Origin of the sequence: Streptomyces kronopolitis, from assembly GCF_014646275.1 — a bacterium.
Lineage (GTDB): Bacteria > Actinomycetota > Actinomycetes > Streptomycetales > Streptomycetaceae > Streptomyces > Streptomyces kronopolitis.
Genome location: NZ_BMND01000005.1, coordinates 207,059 through 225,755, shown reverse-complemented (window position 1 = coordinate 225,755; position 18,697 = coordinate 207,059). Strand labels below are relative to the sequence as shown.

Here is an 18,697-nt window from a genome sequence, read left to right as displayed (position 1 = left end):
GTGGGGGGTGGAGAGACACTTCAGGAAACCGCAGGGATCACGCGGGCGCTACGCGCGTGGATGGAACATGACAACAACATTCCCTGTCCATTACCCGGACGTGGGGATGTTGGGCCGTCAGAGGGATTGCGTTGTCCCGGCGTTAGCGGAATCGCGGGGGATATGCGTCCGTCCGGGCCACCGTGGATCGGGCGCGGGTGCGGCACCTCGGTCCTGCTCCGCGGGGGAGACCTACAGTGAGGAATCACTGTTATCGGTCGGATGCGGAGTCAAAACGCAGATGGACCCGGTCTCCACGAAGTTGCCCTGGTACGTTCCCCTCGTCCCCAGCGCGCTGGTGGCCATCGGGACTGTGTGGAACGTCTACTATCCGGACGACTTCTGGGGCGACAATGTCCTGGGCGCCGCCGTCGTCGTGGCGGGGGCGCTGCTCTCGCTCCGGCACACGATCGCCATCGCGGCGGCCCTCATTCTGGTCGATGTGCCACTGCTGTACGCGGCCGGATATCTGGACCACACGATCGGCCCGCTGCTGGTGTTCAACACCTTCTTCGCCGCCCTGGTCGGCATCTGGGTGAATCGGGTGCTCGCGCACCACGGCCGCCGACTGGAATTGGTGCGTTCGGTCGCGGAGGTCTCCCAACGTGCCGTACTGCCCCCGCCACCGGCCCGGATCGGCGCCCTGGCCATCGCCGCCGTCTACAACGCCGCGCAGGTCGAGGCGTTGATCGGTGGGGATGCCTATGCGGTGCGGGACACTCCCCGGGGCGCCAGATTCCTGATCGGCGATGTGCGGGGGAAAGGACTCGACGCCGTCAGCGCGGTGTCCGTGCTGCTGGGCGCGTTCCGGGAGGCGGCCGATCAGGAACCCGACCTGGTGGCATTGACCGCGCGCCTGGAGCGGGCCCTGATCAAGGAGGCTTCACTGCGTGACGAGACCGTGCGGCTGGAGGGATTCGTCACCGCGGTGGTCGGGGAAATCCCGCCGGACTCCGCTTGCGTGCGACTGCTGAATTGCGGTCATCCCGCGCCGTATCTGCTCGACGGGAACGCGGTGGTGGCGCTGGAGACGAAAGATCCGGGACTCCCGTTGGGAATGAGCGTCCTGGGCGGTCCGGAGGCGACGCTTCAGGAATGGCCGTTCCCGGTCGGCGGCACGCTCCTGCTCGTCACCGACGGAGTGACCGAAGCCCGCAATCATGCGGGGACTTTCTACGACCCGGGGACCCGGCTCCGCGGGAAAGGCCCCTTTGCGCAACCCGCCGAGGCGATCACGGCATTGGTGCGGGACGTCGAACGGTGGACCGGCGGTCCGCGCGACGACGACATGGCGATCCTGGCGCTGACCCGGTCCGCCGATCGCGGGGTGCCGGGCAGGACGCCCCGGTGATCCGGCGGGGCGGCGCGCACCACCGTCCGGGCCGGGGCGGCCGTCGACGCGGCCGCCCGCGGCGAACCTTTCCGGGTACGGGCGGGAACTCACCGAGGCCTCCCCTCGACTCATGAGGCGAGGTTGCCGTCCGGCAGCCGGCTCGTGACGGTGAGGGGGAGGGCGAGGGTGCGAGGGAAGGGGAGCGACCGCGGGGCTCGCGGGGGGCGGCCCGGTCACATATCCGTGGCCGCCGGTGCGGACCGCTGGTCGCTGGTCGCCGTGGCGGGGCTGCTGGCGTTCGTGGCGATGCTCGACATGAACATCGTCAATGTGGCGCTGGCGGAGATCGCCGACGGCCTGCGGGTGTCCGTCGCCACGGCCCAGTGGGCGGTGCTGGGATATCAACTTCCGGTGGTAGCACTGCTGTTGCCGGTCGGGCGGTGGCTCGACGGGGTGGGGCTGCGGACCGCCGTGCTCACCGCGACCTGCGGCTTCGGGTTGTGCAGCGCGCTGGCGGCCGCGGCCCCCTGGATGGGCTGGCTGATCGCCGCGCGGCTGCTGCAGGGCGCGTGCGGGGCGGTGCTGTTCGTGCTGATGCCGGTGCTCGCGATGCGGTCCGTGCGGCCGGAGCTGCGGGGACGGGCGATGAGCGTGCCGGCCACGCTGGGTCCGCTGGGGGCGGTGGCCGGGCCCGCCGTGGGCGGTCTGCTGCTCGACCACCTGGGCTGGCGGTGGGTCTTCCTGGTGAAGATCCCGTTCTGCCTGCTCGCGCTCTTCCTGGCCTGGCGGGCGATGCCGCGGGACGGCGGGCTGCGCCGGCCCGACCGGCGGTCGGTGGTGGACGCGCTGCTGGTGGCCTCGGGGGTGGCGGTCCTGCTGCTGGCGCTGACCCTGGCGGCGGACCGCCCGGCATGGCTGGCGCTCGCCCCGGCGGCCGCCCCGGCGCTCTGGTGGTGGCTGCGCGGACCCGGCGGCCGTCCGGTGGCCGGTGTCCTGCGGGCCGCGGGGCTGTTCCGGGCCCATGGCGCGGTGCTGGCGCTCGCCGCCGGGTTCGCCGCCATGCACTACGTGGTCGCGCTGCACCTCCAGCGGGACGACGGGGCCAGCGCCACGACGACCGGGCTGACCGTGCTCGCCTTCCCGCTCGGTATGGGGCTGGCCGGGCCGCTCGGCGGACGGATCGCCGACCGGTACGGCGCCCGCCCGGTCGCGGTCACCGGCGCCGCCCTCACCACGGCCGGCCTGCTCCTGCTGATCCCGCTGGGCGACGGCTGGTCCCCGCCGGACGTGGCCTGGCGGCTGGCGCTGGCGGGCGTCGGGCTGGGCCTGAACGGCGGCCCCACGCAGGCCCTGGTGATGGGCGCCGCCCCACCGGACCGGGCCGCGACCGTCGGGGCCACCGTGCAGTGCGCCCGCAGTCTCGGCTTCACCCTCGGCCCCGCCCTGGCCACCGCCGCATGGGGGCTGAGCGGACCCGGCGAGGGCGTACGGGCCGGGCTCGTGCTGGCCGCGGCGGCCGCCGCGCTCGCCGTCCCGCTGCTCGCGCTGACCGGCGGTAGGCGCGCACCGCTGTCCACGAAGACCACCGACGCGGCGCCCGCCGCGCACGACTGACCAGGAGTCACCCGCATGTGCGGAATCACCGGCTGGGCGTCCTTCCCGCACGACGCCCGCACCCGGCGGGCGGTCATCGAGGCGATGACCGCCACGCTCACCCCGCGCGGCCCCGACGCGGGCGGCGTGTGGCTCGGCGCGCACGCCGCGCTCGGCCACCGCCGCCTGGCCGTCATCGACCCAGCCGGCGGCGCGCAGCCGATGACCGACCGCCCCGACCGGCCGGCAATCGTCCTCAGCTACAGCGGCGAGGTCTACAACCACCACGCGCTGCGGGCCGAACTCCGCAGCCGGGGGCACACCTTCCGCACGCGCAGTGACACCGAGGTGGTGCTGCGCGCCTACGCCGAGTGGGGCGAGGACCTCGCCGACCACCTGGACGGCATGTTCGCCCTCGCGGTGTGGGACGAGGGGGAACAGCGGCTGCTGCTGGTACGTGACCGGCTCGGGGTCAAGCCGCTGTACTGGGCAGCCGTCGACGGCGGCCTGGCCTTCGCCTCCGAGCCGAAGGCCCTCTTCGCCCACCCGGAGATACGGCCGCGGGTGGACGCCGACGGGCTCCGGGAGGCCTACAGCCTGCTCTTCAACACCGGGCCGACGGTGTGGTCCGGGGTGCGGGAGGTGGAGCCCGGCGGCCTGCTCGTCCTGGACCGCGACGGCATCCGTGAACGCCGCTACTGGCAGCTGGCGGACGGGATGCACGACGACGACCGGGACACGGCCGTCGAGCGGATCCGCGGGCTGGTCGGCGCGGCCGCCCGCAGCCAGCTGGAGGCCGATGTCCCGCTGTGCAGCCTGCTCTCCGGCGGCATCGACTCCACGGTCCTGACCGGGCTGCTCGCCGACGAACTCCGGCTGCGCGAAGGCCCGGACGCCCGCATCCGCTCCTACGCCGTCGACTACAGCGACCAGGCCGAGCGGTTCACCGGCGATGTGCTGCGCACCGGCCACGACACCCCGTTCGCCACCGAGGCCGGCGCCTTCCTCGGCACCGACCACGACACGGTCGTCCTGGACCCGCGCGCCCTCCTCGACCTGGAACACCGCAGGGCGGTCGTCGCGGCGCGGGACTCACCGATCGGCGTCGGCGACATGGACACCTCCCTCTACCTGCTCTTCGGCGAGATCCGCGCGCACTCCACCGTGGCGCTGTCCGGGGAGGCGGCGGACGAGGTCTTCGGCGGCTACCCCTGGTTCCACTCCCCGAAGGCGCTGGGCGCGGCCACCTTCCCCTGGCTGCTGGTCACCGGCGACGAGGCGGCGATGCCGCTGAACCCGGAACTCGGGCTGCGCATGGAGGAGTTCCGCCGGGATACCTATGACAGCGCGCTGGCCGCCGTACCGCACCGGGACGACGAGAGCCCCGTCGAGCACCGGCAGCGCGAGATGCAGCACCTGTCCCTGACCCGCTGGCTGCGCCAGCTGCTGCACCGCAAGGACCGGCTGAGCATGGCCCAGGGCCTGGAGGTCCGCGTCCCCTACTGCGACCACCGCCTCGTCGAGTACGCCTTCGCCACGCCCTGGGCGCACAAGAGCTTCGACGGCCGGGAGAAGAGCCTGCTGCGCGCCGCCGGCACCGGACTGGCGCCCCACTCCGTGCTGCACCGGCCGAAGAACCACTACCCGGCCACCCACCACCCCGACTACAACCGCGGCCTCCAGGACCTGGCCCGCGACGCCCTGACCGTCGGCCAGGTCCGTTCGCTGGCCGACGAGTCCCGTCTCAAGCCCTGCCTCGACACCCCGCCGGACCGCCTGGAGTGGGGCCACCGCCTCCGCCTGGAACGCGTCGTCGACCTGGCGCTGTGGCTGGACCATTACCGGCCCGAACTCGTTCTCTGAGGAGCCTCGTTGCCCGGGCCACCCTGGGCGGGTCGCCCGTCAGGCGGTCCGCGCCGCGAGGGGGCGGGCGGCCGGGTGCAGCGCCGCGTACTCCAGCGGGGCCGAGGGGTCGATCGAGACATCGAGCGGCGCGGGCTCGGCGCCCGACCGGGCCAGGAGGTCCCCGATGGCGGCGATCATCGCGCCGTTGTCGGTGCACAGCTTCAGCGGCGGGACGCGCAGGGCGAGGCCGGCCGCCGCGCACCGCTCCTCCGCCAGCGCCCGGACCCGGGAGTTGGCGGCCACCCCGCCGACCACGACGAGGGTGCCGACACCGTGTGCGGTGCAGGCGGCGACCGCCTTGCGGGTCAGGACGTCGGCGATCGCCTCCTGGAGCGCGGCGGCGCCGTCGGCCACCGGCAGCACCTCGCCCCGATGCCGCTCCGCCCACCGCGCCGCGGCCGTCTTCAGCCCGGAGAAGGAGAAGGCGTACGGGTCATCGCGCGGGCCGGTGAGCGGCCTTGGGAAGGTGACGGCGCGGGCGTCGCCTCCGCGCGCCGCCCGGTCGACGGCCGGCCCGCCGGGGTACGGCAGGCCGAAGACCCGGGCGACCTTGTCGAAGCACTCGCCCGCCGCGTCGTCCAGGGTGTCCCCGAGGTGCACGAGCGGGTCGCGGGCCAGATCGCGGACGAGCAGCAGCGAGGTGTGGCCGCCGGAGACGATCAGCACCACACAGGGATCGGGCAGCGGGCCGTGCGCCAGGGTGTCGGCGGCGACATGCCCCGCCAGGTGGTGCACTCCGTACAGCGGGACGTCCAGCGTGTAGGCCAGGCTCTTCGCGCCGGCCAGCCCGACCTGGAGCGCGCCGGAGAGCCCCGGCCCGGTGGTCACCGCGACCGCCCCGATGTCGGACATCCGCAGCCCGGCCTCCGCCAGCGCCCGGTGCACGACCGGGGTGAACGCGTGGACATGGGCGCGGGCCGCGATCTCCGGCACCACCCCGCCGAACCGGGCGTGCTCGTCCATGCTCGACGCCACCGCGTGCCCCAGCAGCCGGCCGTCCCGCACCAGCCCCGCGCCCGTCTCGTCACAGGACGACTCGATGCCCAGCACCACCGGCGTTCCCCGCATGGCGTTCCCTCCTCGCGCGCTGCGACCGGGCTCCTTGCCCAATTGCCCAGAAGTTGTTCTTGCAAAGAGTATGCAATAAGGAAGTTTGGGCTAGGGGCGGAGGTCGTTCCGGGGCCGGGTGAACCCCGGGAGCGGGGCGGGGGCGGGCCCTGCCTACCCTGGACGGGCAGTGGGTGCGCCCCGTCCGCCGGAGGGGGCCGCGCGAGAGGGCACCCGGGGGAGCCCGGAGCGGACCCGGCCGCACGCGCCGCTGCTCCACCGGGCATGATCGTGCGGCCGCCGCCCGTCGTGCCCGCCGCGGACCGTCCCGTACCGCGGACCACCCCGTGCCGCGGACCGTGCCGCGACCCGACGAAGGAGAGCCCTGTGCCCCACCACCCGGACACCGCCGCGCCGGAGGGCACGCCGGTGCCCTCCGCCCACCTGCCGTGCGTCCTGCTCAAGCACGGCGAGGTCTTCCTGCGCGGACGGAACCGGGACCGGTTCGAGCAGCTGCTGCGGAACAATCTGCGCGGCGCGCTGCGCGGCATCGGGGGCTCCACCTGGATTCAGGACGCCCGGAGCGTCACGGTCCTCGGGGGCGAGGTTCCCGTGGCGGAGCTGGTGGAGCGCGCCCGCCGGGTGTTCGGGTTCAACTCGGTGCAGCCCGCCGTCCGGGTCCCGAGCACCGCCGAGGCCATCACGTCCGCGGCGGTGGAGGCGCTGGGCGCCGTCGCGGCCGAGCGCCCGGGCGTCAGCTTCGCCGTGCGGGTGCGCCGGCGCGACAAGAGCTTCCCGTTGACGTCCTCCCGGTTCGAGGCGGAGGTCGGCGCGCACATCCGGCGAGCGCTCGGCCTGCCGGTGAACCTCACCGCCCCGGACGTCGCACTCCACATCGAGATCGACCGCCCGGGCACCTATCTCACCTGGGTCCGCCACCCCGGCCAGGGTGGCCTGCCCGTCGGGTCCAGCGGGCGCGCGCTGGTGCTGCTCTCCGGGGGCTACGACTCCCCGGTGGCGGCGTACCGGGCCATGCGCCGCGGCCTGGCCTGCGACTTCGTCCACTTCACCGGCGCGCCGTACACCAACGCCTCCTCCGTCTACAAGGCATACGCGCTCGCCCGGGAGCTGAACCGCTACCAGCCCGCCGGACGGCTGCACGTCATCGCCCTCGGCCACGCCCAGAAGCAGCTCGCCGTCGCGGGCGCGGGACGGCTCCAGGTCGTGGCCCAGCGGCGGTTGATGGTCCGTGCCGCCGGGGTGCTGGCGGGCGAGGTCGGCGCCGCCGCGCTGGTGACGGGGGACAGCCTCGGGCAGGTCGCGAGCCAGACGCTGACCAATATGGCCACCGTCGACGAGGCGGCCGCGCTGCCCGTGCTGCGCCCGCTGGTGGGCTGGGACAAGCAGGAGATCATCGACGAGGCCCACCGGATAGGCACCGCGGAGATCTCCGTCCTGCCCGACGAGGACTGCTGCCAACTGCTCGCCCCCGAGCGGGTCTCCACCGCCGCCCACGTGCCCCAAATGGAGCGCGTGGAGCGGCGACTTGAGATGGACGAGCTCATGGCGGAGCTGGTCAGCAAGGCCCAGTGCATGCGCCCCGGCGCGGAGGACGCAGAGGACACGGAGGACGCGGACGACGGCCCGCCGGCCACCGCCGGGCTCCCCGCACCGCGCGAGCCCCTCCGGTGTCCGGCTCCCTGACCTCCCGGCTTCCGCCGCGAGGTCAGCGCGACCGGCCGGTGCTCGGCGTCAGCTCGCGAACTTCTCGACGGCCGCCGGGCTCTTGGGCGTGAAGAAGTTGAGCAGGTTGCCGTCAGGGTCGCGGAACAGCAGCGACCGGTTGCCCCAGGGCATCGTGGTGGGCTCGGTGACGAAGTCCTCGACGAAGTCGGACAGTTCGCGGTGGACGCGGTCCACATCGTCGACGAGGAACTCGGTGATCACACTGCGGTTCTCCGCCGGGCGGGCGGAGCCCGGGGCGAACAGCGGGACGGTGCGGGTGCCGGCGATCGCGAGGGTGGCGCGGGGCGTCGCGATCTCGGCGAAGTCCTCGGTGGCCCACACCGCCCGCACCCCGGTGGCGCGCTCGTAGAACGCGACGAGACGCGGGACGTCGCCGGTGATGATGCGGATCGAGACGAAGTTCATGGTGCTCTCCTGGGCTGCTGAAGTCGCTGTGCTGCGCAGAGTAGGAGGAATAGCGGACAGAATCGGTCCGCTATTCGTCCTAGGCTGGGGACATGTCCCGACCCGCCGGCCGCGTGCTGACCCTCCTGGAGCTGCTGCAGTCGGGCGGCACCCGCACGGTGGCCGAACTCGCCGACCGCCTCGGCGTCGACGGCCGGACCGTGCGGCGCTATGTGGACCATCTGCTCGACCTCGACGTGCCCGTGGAGTCGGTGCGCGGCCGCTACGGCGGCTACCGGCTCGCCCCCGGGTACCGCCTGCCGCCGCTCATGCTCAGCGACGACGAGGCGCTGGCGGTGCTGCTCGGCCTGGTCGCCGGCCGCCGGGCGGGGCTCGGCACGACCGGGCACACGGCGAGCGAGACGGCATCGGCCAAGATCCGGCGGGTGCTGCCCCCGCACCTCGCGCACCGACTCGGCACGCTCCTGGACACGCTCGCCTTCACGGAGCAGCCCGGTGGGGCCGCCGCCCCGGACTCCGGGGTCCTGCTCACCGTCGCCGACGCGGTACGCCACCGCCGGCCGCTCGCCCTGCGGTACACCGACCGCGACGGCCGGCGCACCGCACGCACCCTGCACGCCTACGGGCTCGTCGCCCATTCCGGCCGGTGGTACGTCACGGGCCGGGACACCGCAATCGGCGAGGACCGCACGTTCCGGCTCGACCGCATCGCGGACGCGAGGGCCCTGCCCGGCGCGTTCGAGGAGCCCGCGGGCCCGGACCCGGCGCAGCGCGTGCTCTCCGGGTTCGCCACGGCGGCGTACCGGCACGAGGTGACCCTGCGGATCCAGGGAACGGTGGAGCAGATCCGCGCCCATCTCCCCGCCGCCGTCGCACGCCTGACGGAGGACGAGCCGGTGGCGGACGAGGGCCGGGAGGCGGACGAGGGCCGGACCGCCGAGGAGGGCCGGGCGCTGGCTGCGCGTGGACATACGGGCCGAGCGGCTCGACTGGCTGCCTCCGGTGCTCGCCGCCCTCGACCGGCCCTTCGTCATCGAGCGGCCCGAGGAACTGCGCCACCTCGTGGTCGCGCTCGCCGACCGCCTCGCGTCCCACGCCGCCGCCCCACCCGACAACGACGCATCCGACAGCGACGCACCCGTGCCCTGACCGGGTACACCCGCGGTGCGCACCCGCGGTGCACCCCCGCCCCGACACCCCCCCGCACGGCCCGGGCCGGACACCGCGGTGCCCGGCCCGGAACCATCACGGGATCAACTCACGGGTCAGGAAGCCCCGTTGGCCAGCTCCTCGCGGAGTCGGCGGGCGGCGGTGACCAGGTTTTCCAGGGAGGCCCGGGTCTCGGGCCAGGCGCGGGTCTTCAGTCCGCAGTCGGGGTTGACCCAGAGGCGTTCGGCGGGGATGGCTTCCAGCCCCTTGCGGAGCAGGGCCGCGGCCTCCTCGGCGCTCGGGACGCGGGGGGAGTGGATGTCGTAGACGCCGGGTCCGGCCTCGCGGGGGTAGCCGTGGCCGGCCAGTTCGCGGGCCACCTGCATGTGGGAGCGGGCGGCCTCCAGGCTGATGACGTCGGCGTCGAGGGCGTCGATGGCCTGGACGATGTCGCCGAACTCCGCGTAGCACATGTGCGTGTGGATCTGGGTGTCCGGCCGTACCCCGCCGGTGGTGAGGCGGAACGCCTCGGTCGCCCAGTCCAGGTAGGCGGTGTGCTCGGCGGCGCGCAGCGGCAGCGTCTCGCGCAGTGCGGGCTCGTCGACCTGGATGACGGAGGTCCCGGCCTCCTCCAGGTCGTGCACCTCGTCGCGCAGGGCGAGCGCCACCTGGCGGGCGGTGTCGCCCAGCGGCTGGTCGTCGCGGACGAAGGACCAGGCGAGCATGGTGACCGGGCCGGTGAGCATGCCCTTGACGGGCCGCTCGGTGAGCGACTGGGCGTACGTCGTCCAGCGCACCGTCATCGGCTCGGGACGGGAGATGTCCCCGGCCAGCACCGGCGGGCGGACGTAGCGGGTGCCGTAGGACTGCACCCAGCCGTGCTGGGTGGCGAGGTAGCCGGTGAGCTGCTCGGCGAAGTACTGCACCATGTCGTTGCGTTCGGGCTCGCCGTGCACCAGGACGTCGATCCCGGCCTTCTCCTGGAAGGAGAGGACCTCGCGGATCTCGTCCTTGATCCGGTCCTCGTAGCCGGCCGTGTCGAGCCGCCCGGCCCGCAGATCGGCCCGTGCCGTGCGCAGCTCGGTGGTCTGCGGGAACGAGCCGATCGTCGTCGTGGGCAGCAGCGGCAGGCCCAGGTGCGCGCGCTGGGCCGCTGTCCGGTCGGCGTACGGCTGGGAGCGGCGCCCGTCGGCGTCGGTGACGGCCGCGGTGCGGGCCCGTACCGCGGGGTCGTGGGTCAGCGCGGACCCGGCCCGGGAGGCCAGGTCGGCGCGGTTCGCGGCGAGTTCACCGGCGATGGCCTCGGTGCCCCGCGCCAGGCCGCGCGCCAGGACGGCGATCTCCCGGGTCTTCTGCCGGGCGAAGGCCAGCCAGCGGGCGATCTGCGGGTCGATGTCGCGCTCGGCGGTGGCGTCCAGCGGTACGTGCACCAGCGAGCAGGAGGCCGCGACATCGACGCGGTCGGCGAGCCCGAGGAGCGTGCCCAGGGTGGACAGCGACTTCTCGTAGTCGTTGATCCAGACGTTGCGGCCGTTGACGACGCCCGCGACCAGCCGCTTGCCCGGCAGCCCGCCGGCCGCGGCGAGGTCCTGGAGGTTGGCCGCGCCCGATTCGGTGAAGTCCACGGCCAGGCCCTCCACCGGCGCCTTGGCCAGCACGCCCAGCGCGTCGCCGAGCCGGCCGAAGTACGAGGCGACCAGGAGCTTCGGCCGGTCCGTGGCGCTCCCCAGCTCACGGCATGCGCGGGCGGCGGCGTTCAGCTCGGCCGGTGTGCGGTCCTGGACCAGGGCCGGTTCGTCGAGCTGCACCCACTCGGCGCCCGCGGCCCGCAGGTCGGCGAGGACCTCGGCGTACACCGGCAGCAGCCGGTCGAGCAGGGTCAGCGGCTCGAAGTCCGCGGCCACCCCCGGCGCGGGCTTGGCCAGCAGGAGGTAGGTGACCGGCCCGACGAGGACCGGGCGGGCGGTGTGCCCGAGCGCGAGGGCCTCCGTCAGCTCCGCGACCTGCTTGGCGGAGTCGGCGGTGAAGACGGTGTCCGGGCCGAGTTCGGGCACCAGGTAGTGGTAGTTGGTGTCGAACCACTTGGTCATCTCCAGCGGGGCGACGTCCTGGGTGCCCCGGGCCATGGCGAAGTAGCCGTCCAGGGCGTCGGCGCCGACCGCCGCGCGGTGCCGCTCGGGGACCGCGCCGACCATGACACTGGTGTCCAGGACGTGGTCGTAGTACGAGAAATCACCGGTCGGCAGTTCGTGGAGCCCGGCGTCGGCCAGCTGCTGCCAGTGCGCACGGCGCAGGCCGCGGGCGGTCTCCTCCAGGGCGTCGGCGGTGACCCTGCCCTTCCAGTAGCCCTCGATGGCCTTCTTCAGTTCCCGGTGCTGTCCCTGGCGGGGGTAGCCGTACACGGTGCCCCGTGCTGCCGCGGCTGCGGACTTCGCTGTCACGGAACTCTCCTTCGCGAGATGTCTCGTTGGCGTCCCGGAGACGGAACGAGAGCGCGAAGGAACGACCGACCGGACGGACCACGCCGCGGGGTCGCCGCGGGTGCCGCTCGAAAGGTACGCCGACCCGCCCACGAGGTCACCGGGATGGCCGCACACGATCGGTCGCGTGCGGGCAACGGGCAGGTCTTCGGACTCGCGGGCGCGTCTCGTACGGACGAGACACCTACTGGCCGTCGCTTCCCAGACCCGGCCGGGCCCAGTGCGTATGACGGCGTTCGTTCCCACTCACCGCTGCGGGGCAGTCCCGGATTCCCACCGGGTTCCCTCTTACGACGCTCCCGCCTGGCGGACGGGGCGAACCAGCTGCACCCGTCACCCTAGAGGGACAACCCGCGGGCGCACACCCCCGACCGGATGGCGGACGGTGCGAGGGGACGGCGCGTCTCGCGGCCGGGCGGCCCGGCGCGACGCCCGTGGCAGCGGGGGAGCCGGGCGCTGCCGAGGAGTGACGGCTTACTTGGGAACTGTCGAGGCGACGTCGTCGAGTGTGGAGTCCTTGACCAGACCGGTGTCCTCCAGGACGTCCATGTGGTCCTGGACCGTGTTGTTGGCCTGCGTGGCCAGGCGCCGGATCAGGGTGTTCTTGGTGGTGGCGCGGACCTCGCCGATGGTGATGAAGATCTTTCCGTGGGAGGCCCGCAGCAGGTCCACGAAGAGCTGGTCGAAGTCGCGGCCCTGTGCCTTCTTCAGCTGGGCGACCCAGCCCTGCTGCTCCGCGCTGGCCTGGTCGGGGATCGGCACGTTCAGCGCCGCGGAGTCCTCGCGGTCGAGTTCGTCGAGTTTGCTGTGCCCCTCCAGCAGATGCATGCCGGCGCGCTTGATGGCCTCGCTCGACGCATGGGTCTGGGCGAGCCGGCCGGCCGGCATCTCCCACAGCCCGGCCTGCCGGACCTTGGTGAGGAAGACCTTGTCCAGCGCCGTGAGCTGGCCCGTGTCGCCGCCGGTGCCGTCGGCGGCCGCCGGACCGGACTTCGCCGCCGGGAGGTTGGCGGACACCGACTCGTCGGCGGAGCTGTTGCGCTGGGAGAACCACACGGACACACCGGCGATGACCGCCACGAGGGCGACCGTCAGGGCAAGCACCCGGCCACGCCCGCTGACGGGCGACTGCTGCCGGGAATTTCGGGCGTGAGACTTCATCATGCCTCCTGGAGTGCGCGACAATTCGCCTGCGGGCGCTGCGGCGCAACGAAATGCTGGGGCATGAGCCACGCTAATCATTGCATCAGGCAAATGAATTGATTCAGCGATGGTGCGCAAAAGCGGGTGGCGCCCGACGGGCATCGGATACGATCCCGCCCCCTTCGAGCCTGCCGGCTTCCGTGTGGCGTGGAAAACCGCCCTATATGACTCTCTTCCCGACCCGTCATGTCTGACGCGTTGTGCGCGCATTGCCGCATACCGTGATCGTCGAGCGATACGTCGAGCGATACGTCGAGCGATACGTCGAGCGATACGTCGAGCGATACGCCAAGCGATATGCCGAGCGACGGATCGAGCGAGGGGCCGAGCGGCCGGGGACACGGCGAAGGGATCGGTATGGAGTCCAGCAGCCACCGAGGGGAGCCACCCCGTACCAGGGGCGGCCGGCGCCGCCCGTTGTTGCCGAGCGAACCGCCGCCCGGTCCGTCGCGTCCCGGGTTCTGGCGCAGTCCGCTGCGGGGGCCGTGGCTGACATCGGTGTTCGGGCTGATCCTGCTCGTCGGCATCACCGTGCTGTTCGTGACCGGGCTGCTGTCCTACGCCTCCTACAACCCCGATCTCGCCCCGGGCAACGACCAGACCCCGCAGAAGGGCTGGCTGGGCTTCTACCTCTTCTCCTGGCCGACCCACCCCTACTGGCTCTACCGCCTCACCCAGGGCGTCCACGTCACGCTGGGCGTGGTGCTGATCCCGGTGCTGCTCGCGAAGCTCTGGTCGGTGGTCCCGAAGCTGTTCTCCTGGCCGCCGGTGCGTTCGGTGAGCCAGGCACTGGAGCGGATTTCGCTGCTGCTCCTGGTCGGCGGCGCGCTCTTCGAATTCGTCACCGGTGTGCTCAACATCCAGCTGCATTACATTTTCCCCGGCTCCTTCTACACCCTGCACTTCTACGGTGCCTGGGTGTTCATCGGCGCCTTCGTCGTGCACATCGCCTTTCGCCTCACCACCATGGCCGGGGCGCTGGGCAGCCGCGGCTGGCGCGCCGAACTCCGTACCCCGGCCGCCCGCACGGAGAGCGAACCGCCCGACGACACCGGGCTGGTGAGCCCCGACCCCGCGCCGCCGACGATGTCGCGGCGCGGCGCGCTCGGCACGGTCGGGGCGGGGTCGCTGGCGCTGCTGCTGGTGACGGCAGGTCAGAGTATCGGCGGGCCGCTGCGCCGGACCGCCCTCCTCGCGCCGCACGGCCAGGAGCCCGGCAGCGGCCCCAACGGCTTCCAGATCAACAAGACCGCCGCCGCCGTGGGCATCCGCGCCGCCGACACCGGCCCCGGCTGGCGGCTCGTCGTACGGGGCGGTGGCCGGGAGCGGGTCCTCACCCGCGCGCAACTGCTGGCGCTGCCGCAGCACTCCGCGGCGCTGCCCATCGCCTGCGTCGAGGGCTGGTCGACGGAGGACCAGCACTGGAGCGGTGTGCGGCTGTCCGAGCTGGCCGCCCTGGTCGGCCTGCAGGGGAGCCCGCCCGGTGTGTTCGTGGAGTCCGCGCAGCGCGCCGGCTCCTTCCGCTCGGCCCATCTGCGCGACAACCAGGTCCGCGACCCCCGGTCGCTGCTCGCGCTGCGGGTCAACGGCGCGGAGCTCTCCCGCGACCACGGCTACCCCGCGCGCGTCATCGTTCCCGCCAACCCCGGGGTGCACAACACCAAGTGGGTCACGCGTCTCACCTTCGGGGCGCCCGGGGCGGCGGGGGCTGCCGAGGCCGCCGGGATGCCCGGGGCCGCCCGATTGCCCGAGGCCGCAGCCCCCGACGCCCCCGGAGCGGCCTCGTGAACGCGTTCCGCGCACGCTACGGCGCCTCCGCCGTGCACCTCCTCCTGGTGCTGTGCTCGTTCGCGCTGGCCGGGTACGCGGGGGTCCGGCTCCTCCAGGGCGACACCCTGGGCGTCGCCCTCTGGTTCGTCGGCGCCGCGCTCCTGCACGATCTGGTCCTGCTCCCGCTGTACACGCTCACCGACCGGCTGCTGCAACTCCTCCTCCGCGGCGGCCCGAGGGCCGCCCGGCGGCCCGGCGGCACCGTCGCCGAGCGGATCAACTACCTCCGGGTCCCCGCCTTCGTGTCGCTGCTGCTGCTCGTGGTCTGGTACCCCCTCATCCTGAACCGGGTGCCGGGCTACACCCACTACACGGCCCTTCCCGCCGGGGTGTTCTGGTCCCGCTGGCTGCTGCTCACCGCCGGCCTCTTCGCGCTCTCCGCCCTGTGCCTGCTGGCCGCCGTGTGGCGCACCCACCGGTCCCGCCCGCGGTCCGCCGACGACACCCCCTAGGGCCCCCGACCGGAGTACCGGACCCCCGATCGGGGTACCGGACGCGGCACGCGAGAATCCTCCGCACGGACCCCTCTGGATTGGACGACCCGATGGCATCGGCACCGCAGACCGGCACGCCGGTACCCGACTTCACCCTGCCCGGCGGTGTGCTGACCGGCGACCGCTTCGAGCGCCGCGACTACACCCTGTCCGCGCGGCGGGGCCGCCCGCTGGTCCTGGCGTTCTACCCGGGCGACGACACCAGCGTGTGCACCAAGCAGCTGTGCTCCTACTCCAGCGGACTGGAGCGGTTCCAGGACCAGGAGGCGGAGGTCTGGGGCATCAGCCCGCAGGACGTCGACAGCCACGAGCGGTTCGCGCGCAAGCACGACCTGCGGATGCCGCTGCTCGCCGACACCGATCGCCAGGTCGCCCGCGCCTTCGGCATCGCCGCCCCCGGCATCGGCGTGCGCCGGGCGGTCTTCCTCCTCGGCCCGGACGGCACCCTGCACTGGAAGCACGTCGCGCTGCTCGGCGCCACCTTCCAGTCCCTGGACACCCTCACCCGGCGACTGGCCGACCTGCCGACCGTCTGACCCGCTCCCGTCCGGCGGAATGCCACCGCCGGACCAATCCGCGGGGCACCGCCACCCCGAATACCGGGTATGAGCGTGCGACGGAACACCCTTCTGCAGGCGGCCATGGGCGCCCTGAGCGGCCTGGTCGCCGGGTACGCGGCGCTGGCCGTCGCGGAGTTGGCCGCGGTCGCGGTGCGCCCCGAGGCCGGTCCGGTGACGGCGGTCGGCGGCGCGGCCATCGACCGGACGCCCGCGGCCGTCAAGGACTGGGCCATCCGCCACTTCGGCACGCACGACAAAATCGTCCTCCAGCTGGGCATCCTCCTCGTGCTCGGGCTGTTCGCCATGACGCTGGGGGTACTGGCGCTCCGCTTCCGGAAGACGGCCTCCGCCGGGGCGCTGGTCTTCGGCGTCGTGGGGGCGCTGGCGGCGACCGGACGGCCCGACTCGACCGGGGTGCCGGACGCCGTCCCCTCGGTCGTGGGGGCCGTGGCGGCCACCGCGGTGCTCGCGCTGCTCGCCGGCCGGCTGACCCGCCCCCGACCGGCAGCGCCCGCACCGGCGTCCGCCCCCGGGGTGGACCGCAGAGGCTTCGTCCTCGGGGTGGCCGGGGTGGCGGCGGGGTCCACCGGCGCCGGGTTCCTCGGTCTGCGGCTGAACGCGGCCGGTGCCGAGGCGGCCGCGGCCTCCCGGGCCACGGTCAGGCTGCCGGCGCCCGCCTCTCCCGCGCCCCGGCTGCCGCGCGGGGTGGACCTCAAGCTCCCGGGGCTGAGCCCCTTCACCACTCCCACCCGCGACTTCTACCGCGTGGACACCGCTCTGACCGTGCCACGGGTGGACGTCCGCACCTGGACGCTGCGCCTGCACGGCAAGGGCGTCGGCAAGCCGCTGACCCTGAGCTTCCAGGACCTGCTGCGCCGGCCGCTGATCGAACGCGACATCACCATGACGTGCGTGTCCAACGAGGTCGGCGGCTCCTACGTCGGCACGGCACGCTGGCTCGGCGTCCGGCTCGCCGATCTGCTCCACGAGGCCGGGGTCCGGCCGCCGTCGCAGGGCGGCCCGGCGGATCAACTGGTCGCCCGGTCCGTGGACGGCATGACGCTCGGCACCCCCGTCGAGACCGTGCTGGACGGGCGGGACGCGCTGCTCGCGGTCGGCATGAACGGCGAACCGCTGCCCCTGGAGCACGGCTTCCCGGTGCGGATGCTGGTGCCCGGCCTGTTCGGCTATGTCTCGGCCTGCAAATGGATCCGGGACATCGAACTGACCACCTTCGACGCGTACGACCCCTACTGGGTCCGGCGGGACTGGGCGGCGAAGGCGCCGGTCAAGACCGAGTCCCGCATCGACACCCCCAAGCCGTTCGCACGCGTCACGGCGGGCACCGCCACGGTCGCCGGCGTGGCCTGGGCCCAGCACAAGGGCATCGACCGGGTCGAGGTCCGGGTCGACGGCGGTGACTGGCAGCGGGCCGAACTCGCCGCCGAGGGGCCGGTGGACACCTGGCGGCAGTGGTCATGGCGCTGGCGGGCCACCTCCGGCACCCACACCCTCGAAGTCCGCGCCACCGACCGCACCGGCTACACCCAGACGGACAAACGGGCCCGCCCGATCCCCGACGGCGCCTCCGGGTGGCACTCCGTGGTGGTCACCGTGCCCTGACGGCAGCAGGGATCCGGCGGAGGGATGTGAGCGCGAGCCGTTCCCCTGTGACGGCCCGGACCCTGTCCTCCACCGGATCGCGGTGTCCGGCGCACGGTCGTCAACACGCCTCCGGAGAAGCCGTGTTCCACCTGATGAGACCAGTCGGTGCCGTGCGCGAGGCGTCCAATATATTGGCACCCTGTGCAGTGAAGGGTCAAGAAGTCTTGTGTACTGGCCGGCGAGCTACTACACAGTGGCTGACACAGGGGATGACGGCGGTCCGGCCGGGGAGTGTGGACATGGTGGCGGAAGCTGACCAGGGCAACGGGAGATCACTGGCCGAGCGGCTGAACGCGCTCTTCGCGAGGGTGCGTTGGGCCGACTCCCACGGCCGGCAGCGGGAGTACTCGACCGCCGAGGTGGCCAAGGCGGTGACCGCCGATCCCTCGCACCCGGCCACGCTGTCGCGGAGCTATCTGGCCATGTTGCGCAACGGTTCGCACACCAACCCCACGCTGAGCGTGCTGGAGGGGCTCGCGAAGTTCTTCGACGACCACCGCGCGCCGGAGTCGCCCCCGATCACGGTGCGGTGCCTGGTCGCCCAGGAGGACCCCGAGGACGCGCTGTTGCGCGAACAGCTGGCCGGTCATCAGGTGCGGAAGATCGCGATGCGGGCCGGCGCGATGACGCCGGCGATGCGCGAGCAACTGCTCAAGATGATCGAGACATTCGATCAGGACACACCCCCCGGCCCCGGCGCGGGGGCATGAGAAAGGACGCCGTGGCCGTACGCGAACGCGAACTTCGCCGCTCCTGCAAGCGCTTGCTGCGCCGACTCGACATCCGGCCCCCGCTGGAGGTGCACGAGTTATGCCGCAGGCTCGGTGAACTCCGCGGAAAACCCATACGGTTGATTCCCTGGGCGCTGCCGATACCCGGCCCCTTCGGGGTATGGATGTCCCGGCCGCACGAGGAATGCATTTTCTACCAGGAGGAAACGACCCGGGTGCATCAGGATCACATCATCCTGCACGAGGTCGGCCATATCCTCGCCGACCATCAGGACGACGGTCAATCCGCCGGAGAACTGCCGGACTTCGGCCCGGACCACCCCCGCGATGTGACTCCCCGGGGATTCCGCCGCACCTGCTACACCGAGGATTACGAGCGCGAGGCCGAACTCGTCGCGACCATCATTCAGGAATGGGCGATGGTCATCGACCACGCCGTTCCCCACCTCCCCGAGGATTCCACCCTCGGCCCGCTGCGTTCCGCGCTGAACCCCCGCTGGGGGTGGACGTAATCTTC

The 18,697-nt window shown here is 73.0% G+C and carries 14 protein-coding genes, 1 pseudogene and 1 riboswitch; of the genes and pseudogenes, 11 read left to right on the top strand and 4 right to left on the bottom strand.

Going from position 1 to position 18,697, the window contains the following annotated elements; all coding sequences use genetic code 11:
• The first annotated feature begins 280 nt into the window (after window positions 1–280).
• From IEY78_RS08970 to asnB, 3 genes are all read left to right on the top strand, one after another.
• Window positions 281–1,390, top strand: a complete 1,110-nt coding sequence (locus IEY78_RS08970) for a PP2C family protein-serine/threonine phosphatase (RefSeq protein ID WP_189097075.1) — start codon at window positions 281–283, stop codon at window positions 1,388–1,390.
• A 225-nt stretch (window positions 1,391–1,615) separates the two neighbouring features.
• Window positions 1,616–2,986, top strand: coding sequence for an MFS transporter (locus IEY78_RS34800; RefSeq protein WP_268240259.1), 1,371 nt, complete (start codon window positions 1,616–1,618; stop codon window positions 2,984–2,986).
• A gap of 15 nt (window positions 2,987–3,001) precedes the next feature.
• Window positions 3,002–4,828 (top strand): asparagine synthase (glutamine-hydrolyzing), encoded by a 1,827-nt coding sequence (asnB, locus tag IEY78_RS08960; RefSeq protein WP_189097073.1) that lies wholly within the window; start codon window positions 3,002–3,004, stop codon window positions 4,826–4,828.
• 39 nt (window positions 4,829–4,867) lie between these two features.
• On the opposite strand, the gene tsaD is transcribed toward asnB, so the two are convergent.
• Window positions 4,868–5,938 carry a tRNA (adenosine(37)-N6)-threonylcarbamoyltransferase complex transferase subunit TsaD gene (tsaD, locus tag IEY78_RS08955; protein WP_189097072.1) on the bottom strand — a complete coding sequence of 357 codons (1,071 nt, stop codon included), beginning with the start codon at window positions 5,936–5,938 and terminating at the stop codon, window positions 4,868–4,870.
• Between the two features lie 366 nt (window positions 5,939–6,304).
• Here tsaD and thiI point away from each other — a divergent pair, with 366 nt between their 5' ends.
• Window positions 6,305–7,621 (top strand): tRNA uracil 4-sulfurtransferase ThiI, encoded by a 1,317-nt coding sequence (thiI, locus tag IEY78_RS08950; protein ID WP_229699798.1) that lies wholly within the window; start codon window positions 6,305–6,307, stop codon window positions 7,619–7,621.
• A gap of 48 nt (window positions 7,622–7,669) precedes the next feature.
• Here the strand turns inward: thiI and IEY78_RS08945 are convergent, their stop codons facing one another.
• Entirely contained in the window at window positions 7,670–8,068 is a 399-nt protein-coding gene (locus tag IEY78_RS08945) for a VOC family protein (protein ID WP_189097070.1), read from the bottom strand.
• A gap of 92 nt (window positions 8,069–8,160) precedes the next feature.
• On the opposite strand from IEY78_RS08945, the pseudogene IEY78_RS35285 reads away from it, so the two are divergent.
• Window positions 8,161–9,217: pseudogene (locus IEY78_RS35285) on the top strand (helix-turn-helix transcriptional regulator).
• A gap of 116 nt (window positions 9,218–9,333) precedes the next feature.
• Here IEY78_RS35285 and metE read toward each other — a convergent pair.
• Window positions 9,334–11,658 carry a 5-methyltetrahydropteroyltriglutamate--homocysteine S-methyltransferase gene (metE, locus tag IEY78_RS08935; protein ID WP_189097069.1) on the bottom strand — a complete coding sequence of 775 codons (2,325 nt, stop codon included), beginning with the start codon at window positions 11,656–11,658 and terminating at the stop codon, window positions 9,334–9,336.
• Between the two features lie 161 nt (window positions 11,659–11,819).
• A riboswitch (cobalamin riboswitch) is annotated at window positions 11,820–12,037 on the bottom strand.
• Window positions 12,038–12,171: 134 nt separating this feature from the next.
• A complete protein-coding gene (locus IEY78_RS08930) occupies window positions 12,172–12,861 on the bottom strand; it encodes a DUF4142 domain-containing protein (RefSeq protein ID WP_189097068.1) in 690 nt (229 codons plus the stop codon).
• A 396-nt stretch (window positions 12,862–13,257) separates the two neighbouring features.
• Between IEY78_RS08930 and IEY78_RS08925 the strand changes: the two genes are divergently transcribed.
• The 6 genes from IEY78_RS08925 (at window position 13,258) to IEY78_RS08900 (ending at window position 18,692) form a co-directional block, all read left to right on the top strand.
• Window positions 13,258–14,688: a molybdopterin-dependent oxidoreductase gene (locus tag IEY78_RS08925; RefSeq protein WP_189097067.1), complete on the top strand. Its 1,431-nt coding sequence runs from the start codon at window positions 13,258–13,260 to the stop codon at window positions 14,686–14,688.
• The gene (locus IEY78_RS08920; RefSeq protein ID WP_189097066.1) at window positions 14,685–15,182 is read left to right on the top strand and encodes a hypothetical protein; all 498 of its coding nucleotides are present in this window, start codon (window positions 14,685–14,687) and stop codon (window positions 15,180–15,182) included. Before IEY78_RS08925 ends, IEY78_RS08920 begins: the two co-directional genes overlap by 4 nt.
• A 92-nt stretch (window positions 15,183–15,274) precedes the next feature.
• The gene (locus IEY78_RS08915) at window positions 15,275–15,760 is read left to right on the top strand and encodes a peroxiredoxin (protein ID WP_189097065.1); all 486 of its coding nucleotides are present in this window, start codon (window positions 15,275–15,277) and stop codon (window positions 15,758–15,760) included.
• Window positions 15,761–15,829: 69 nt separating this feature from the next.
• On the top strand, window positions 15,830–17,407 hold the full coding sequence (locus IEY78_RS08910; protein WP_189097064.1) for a molybdopterin-dependent oxidoreductase: 1,578 nt from the start codon (window positions 15,830–15,832) through the stop codon (window positions 17,405–17,407).
• Between the two features lie 281 nt (window positions 17,408–17,688).
• Window positions 17,689–18,159, top strand: a complete 471-nt coding sequence (locus IEY78_RS08905; RefSeq protein WP_229699797.1) for a hypothetical protein — start codon at window positions 17,689–17,691, stop codon at window positions 18,157–18,159.
• Window positions 18,156–18,692 carry a hypothetical protein gene (locus tag IEY78_RS08900; protein WP_229699796.1) on the top strand — a complete coding sequence of 179 codons (537 nt, stop codon included), beginning with the start codon at window positions 18,156–18,158 and terminating at the stop codon, window positions 18,690–18,692. The genes IEY78_RS08905 and IEY78_RS08900 overlap by 4 nt, the downstream gene beginning before the upstream one ends.
• Window positions 18,693–18,697 lie beyond the last annotated feature (5 nt).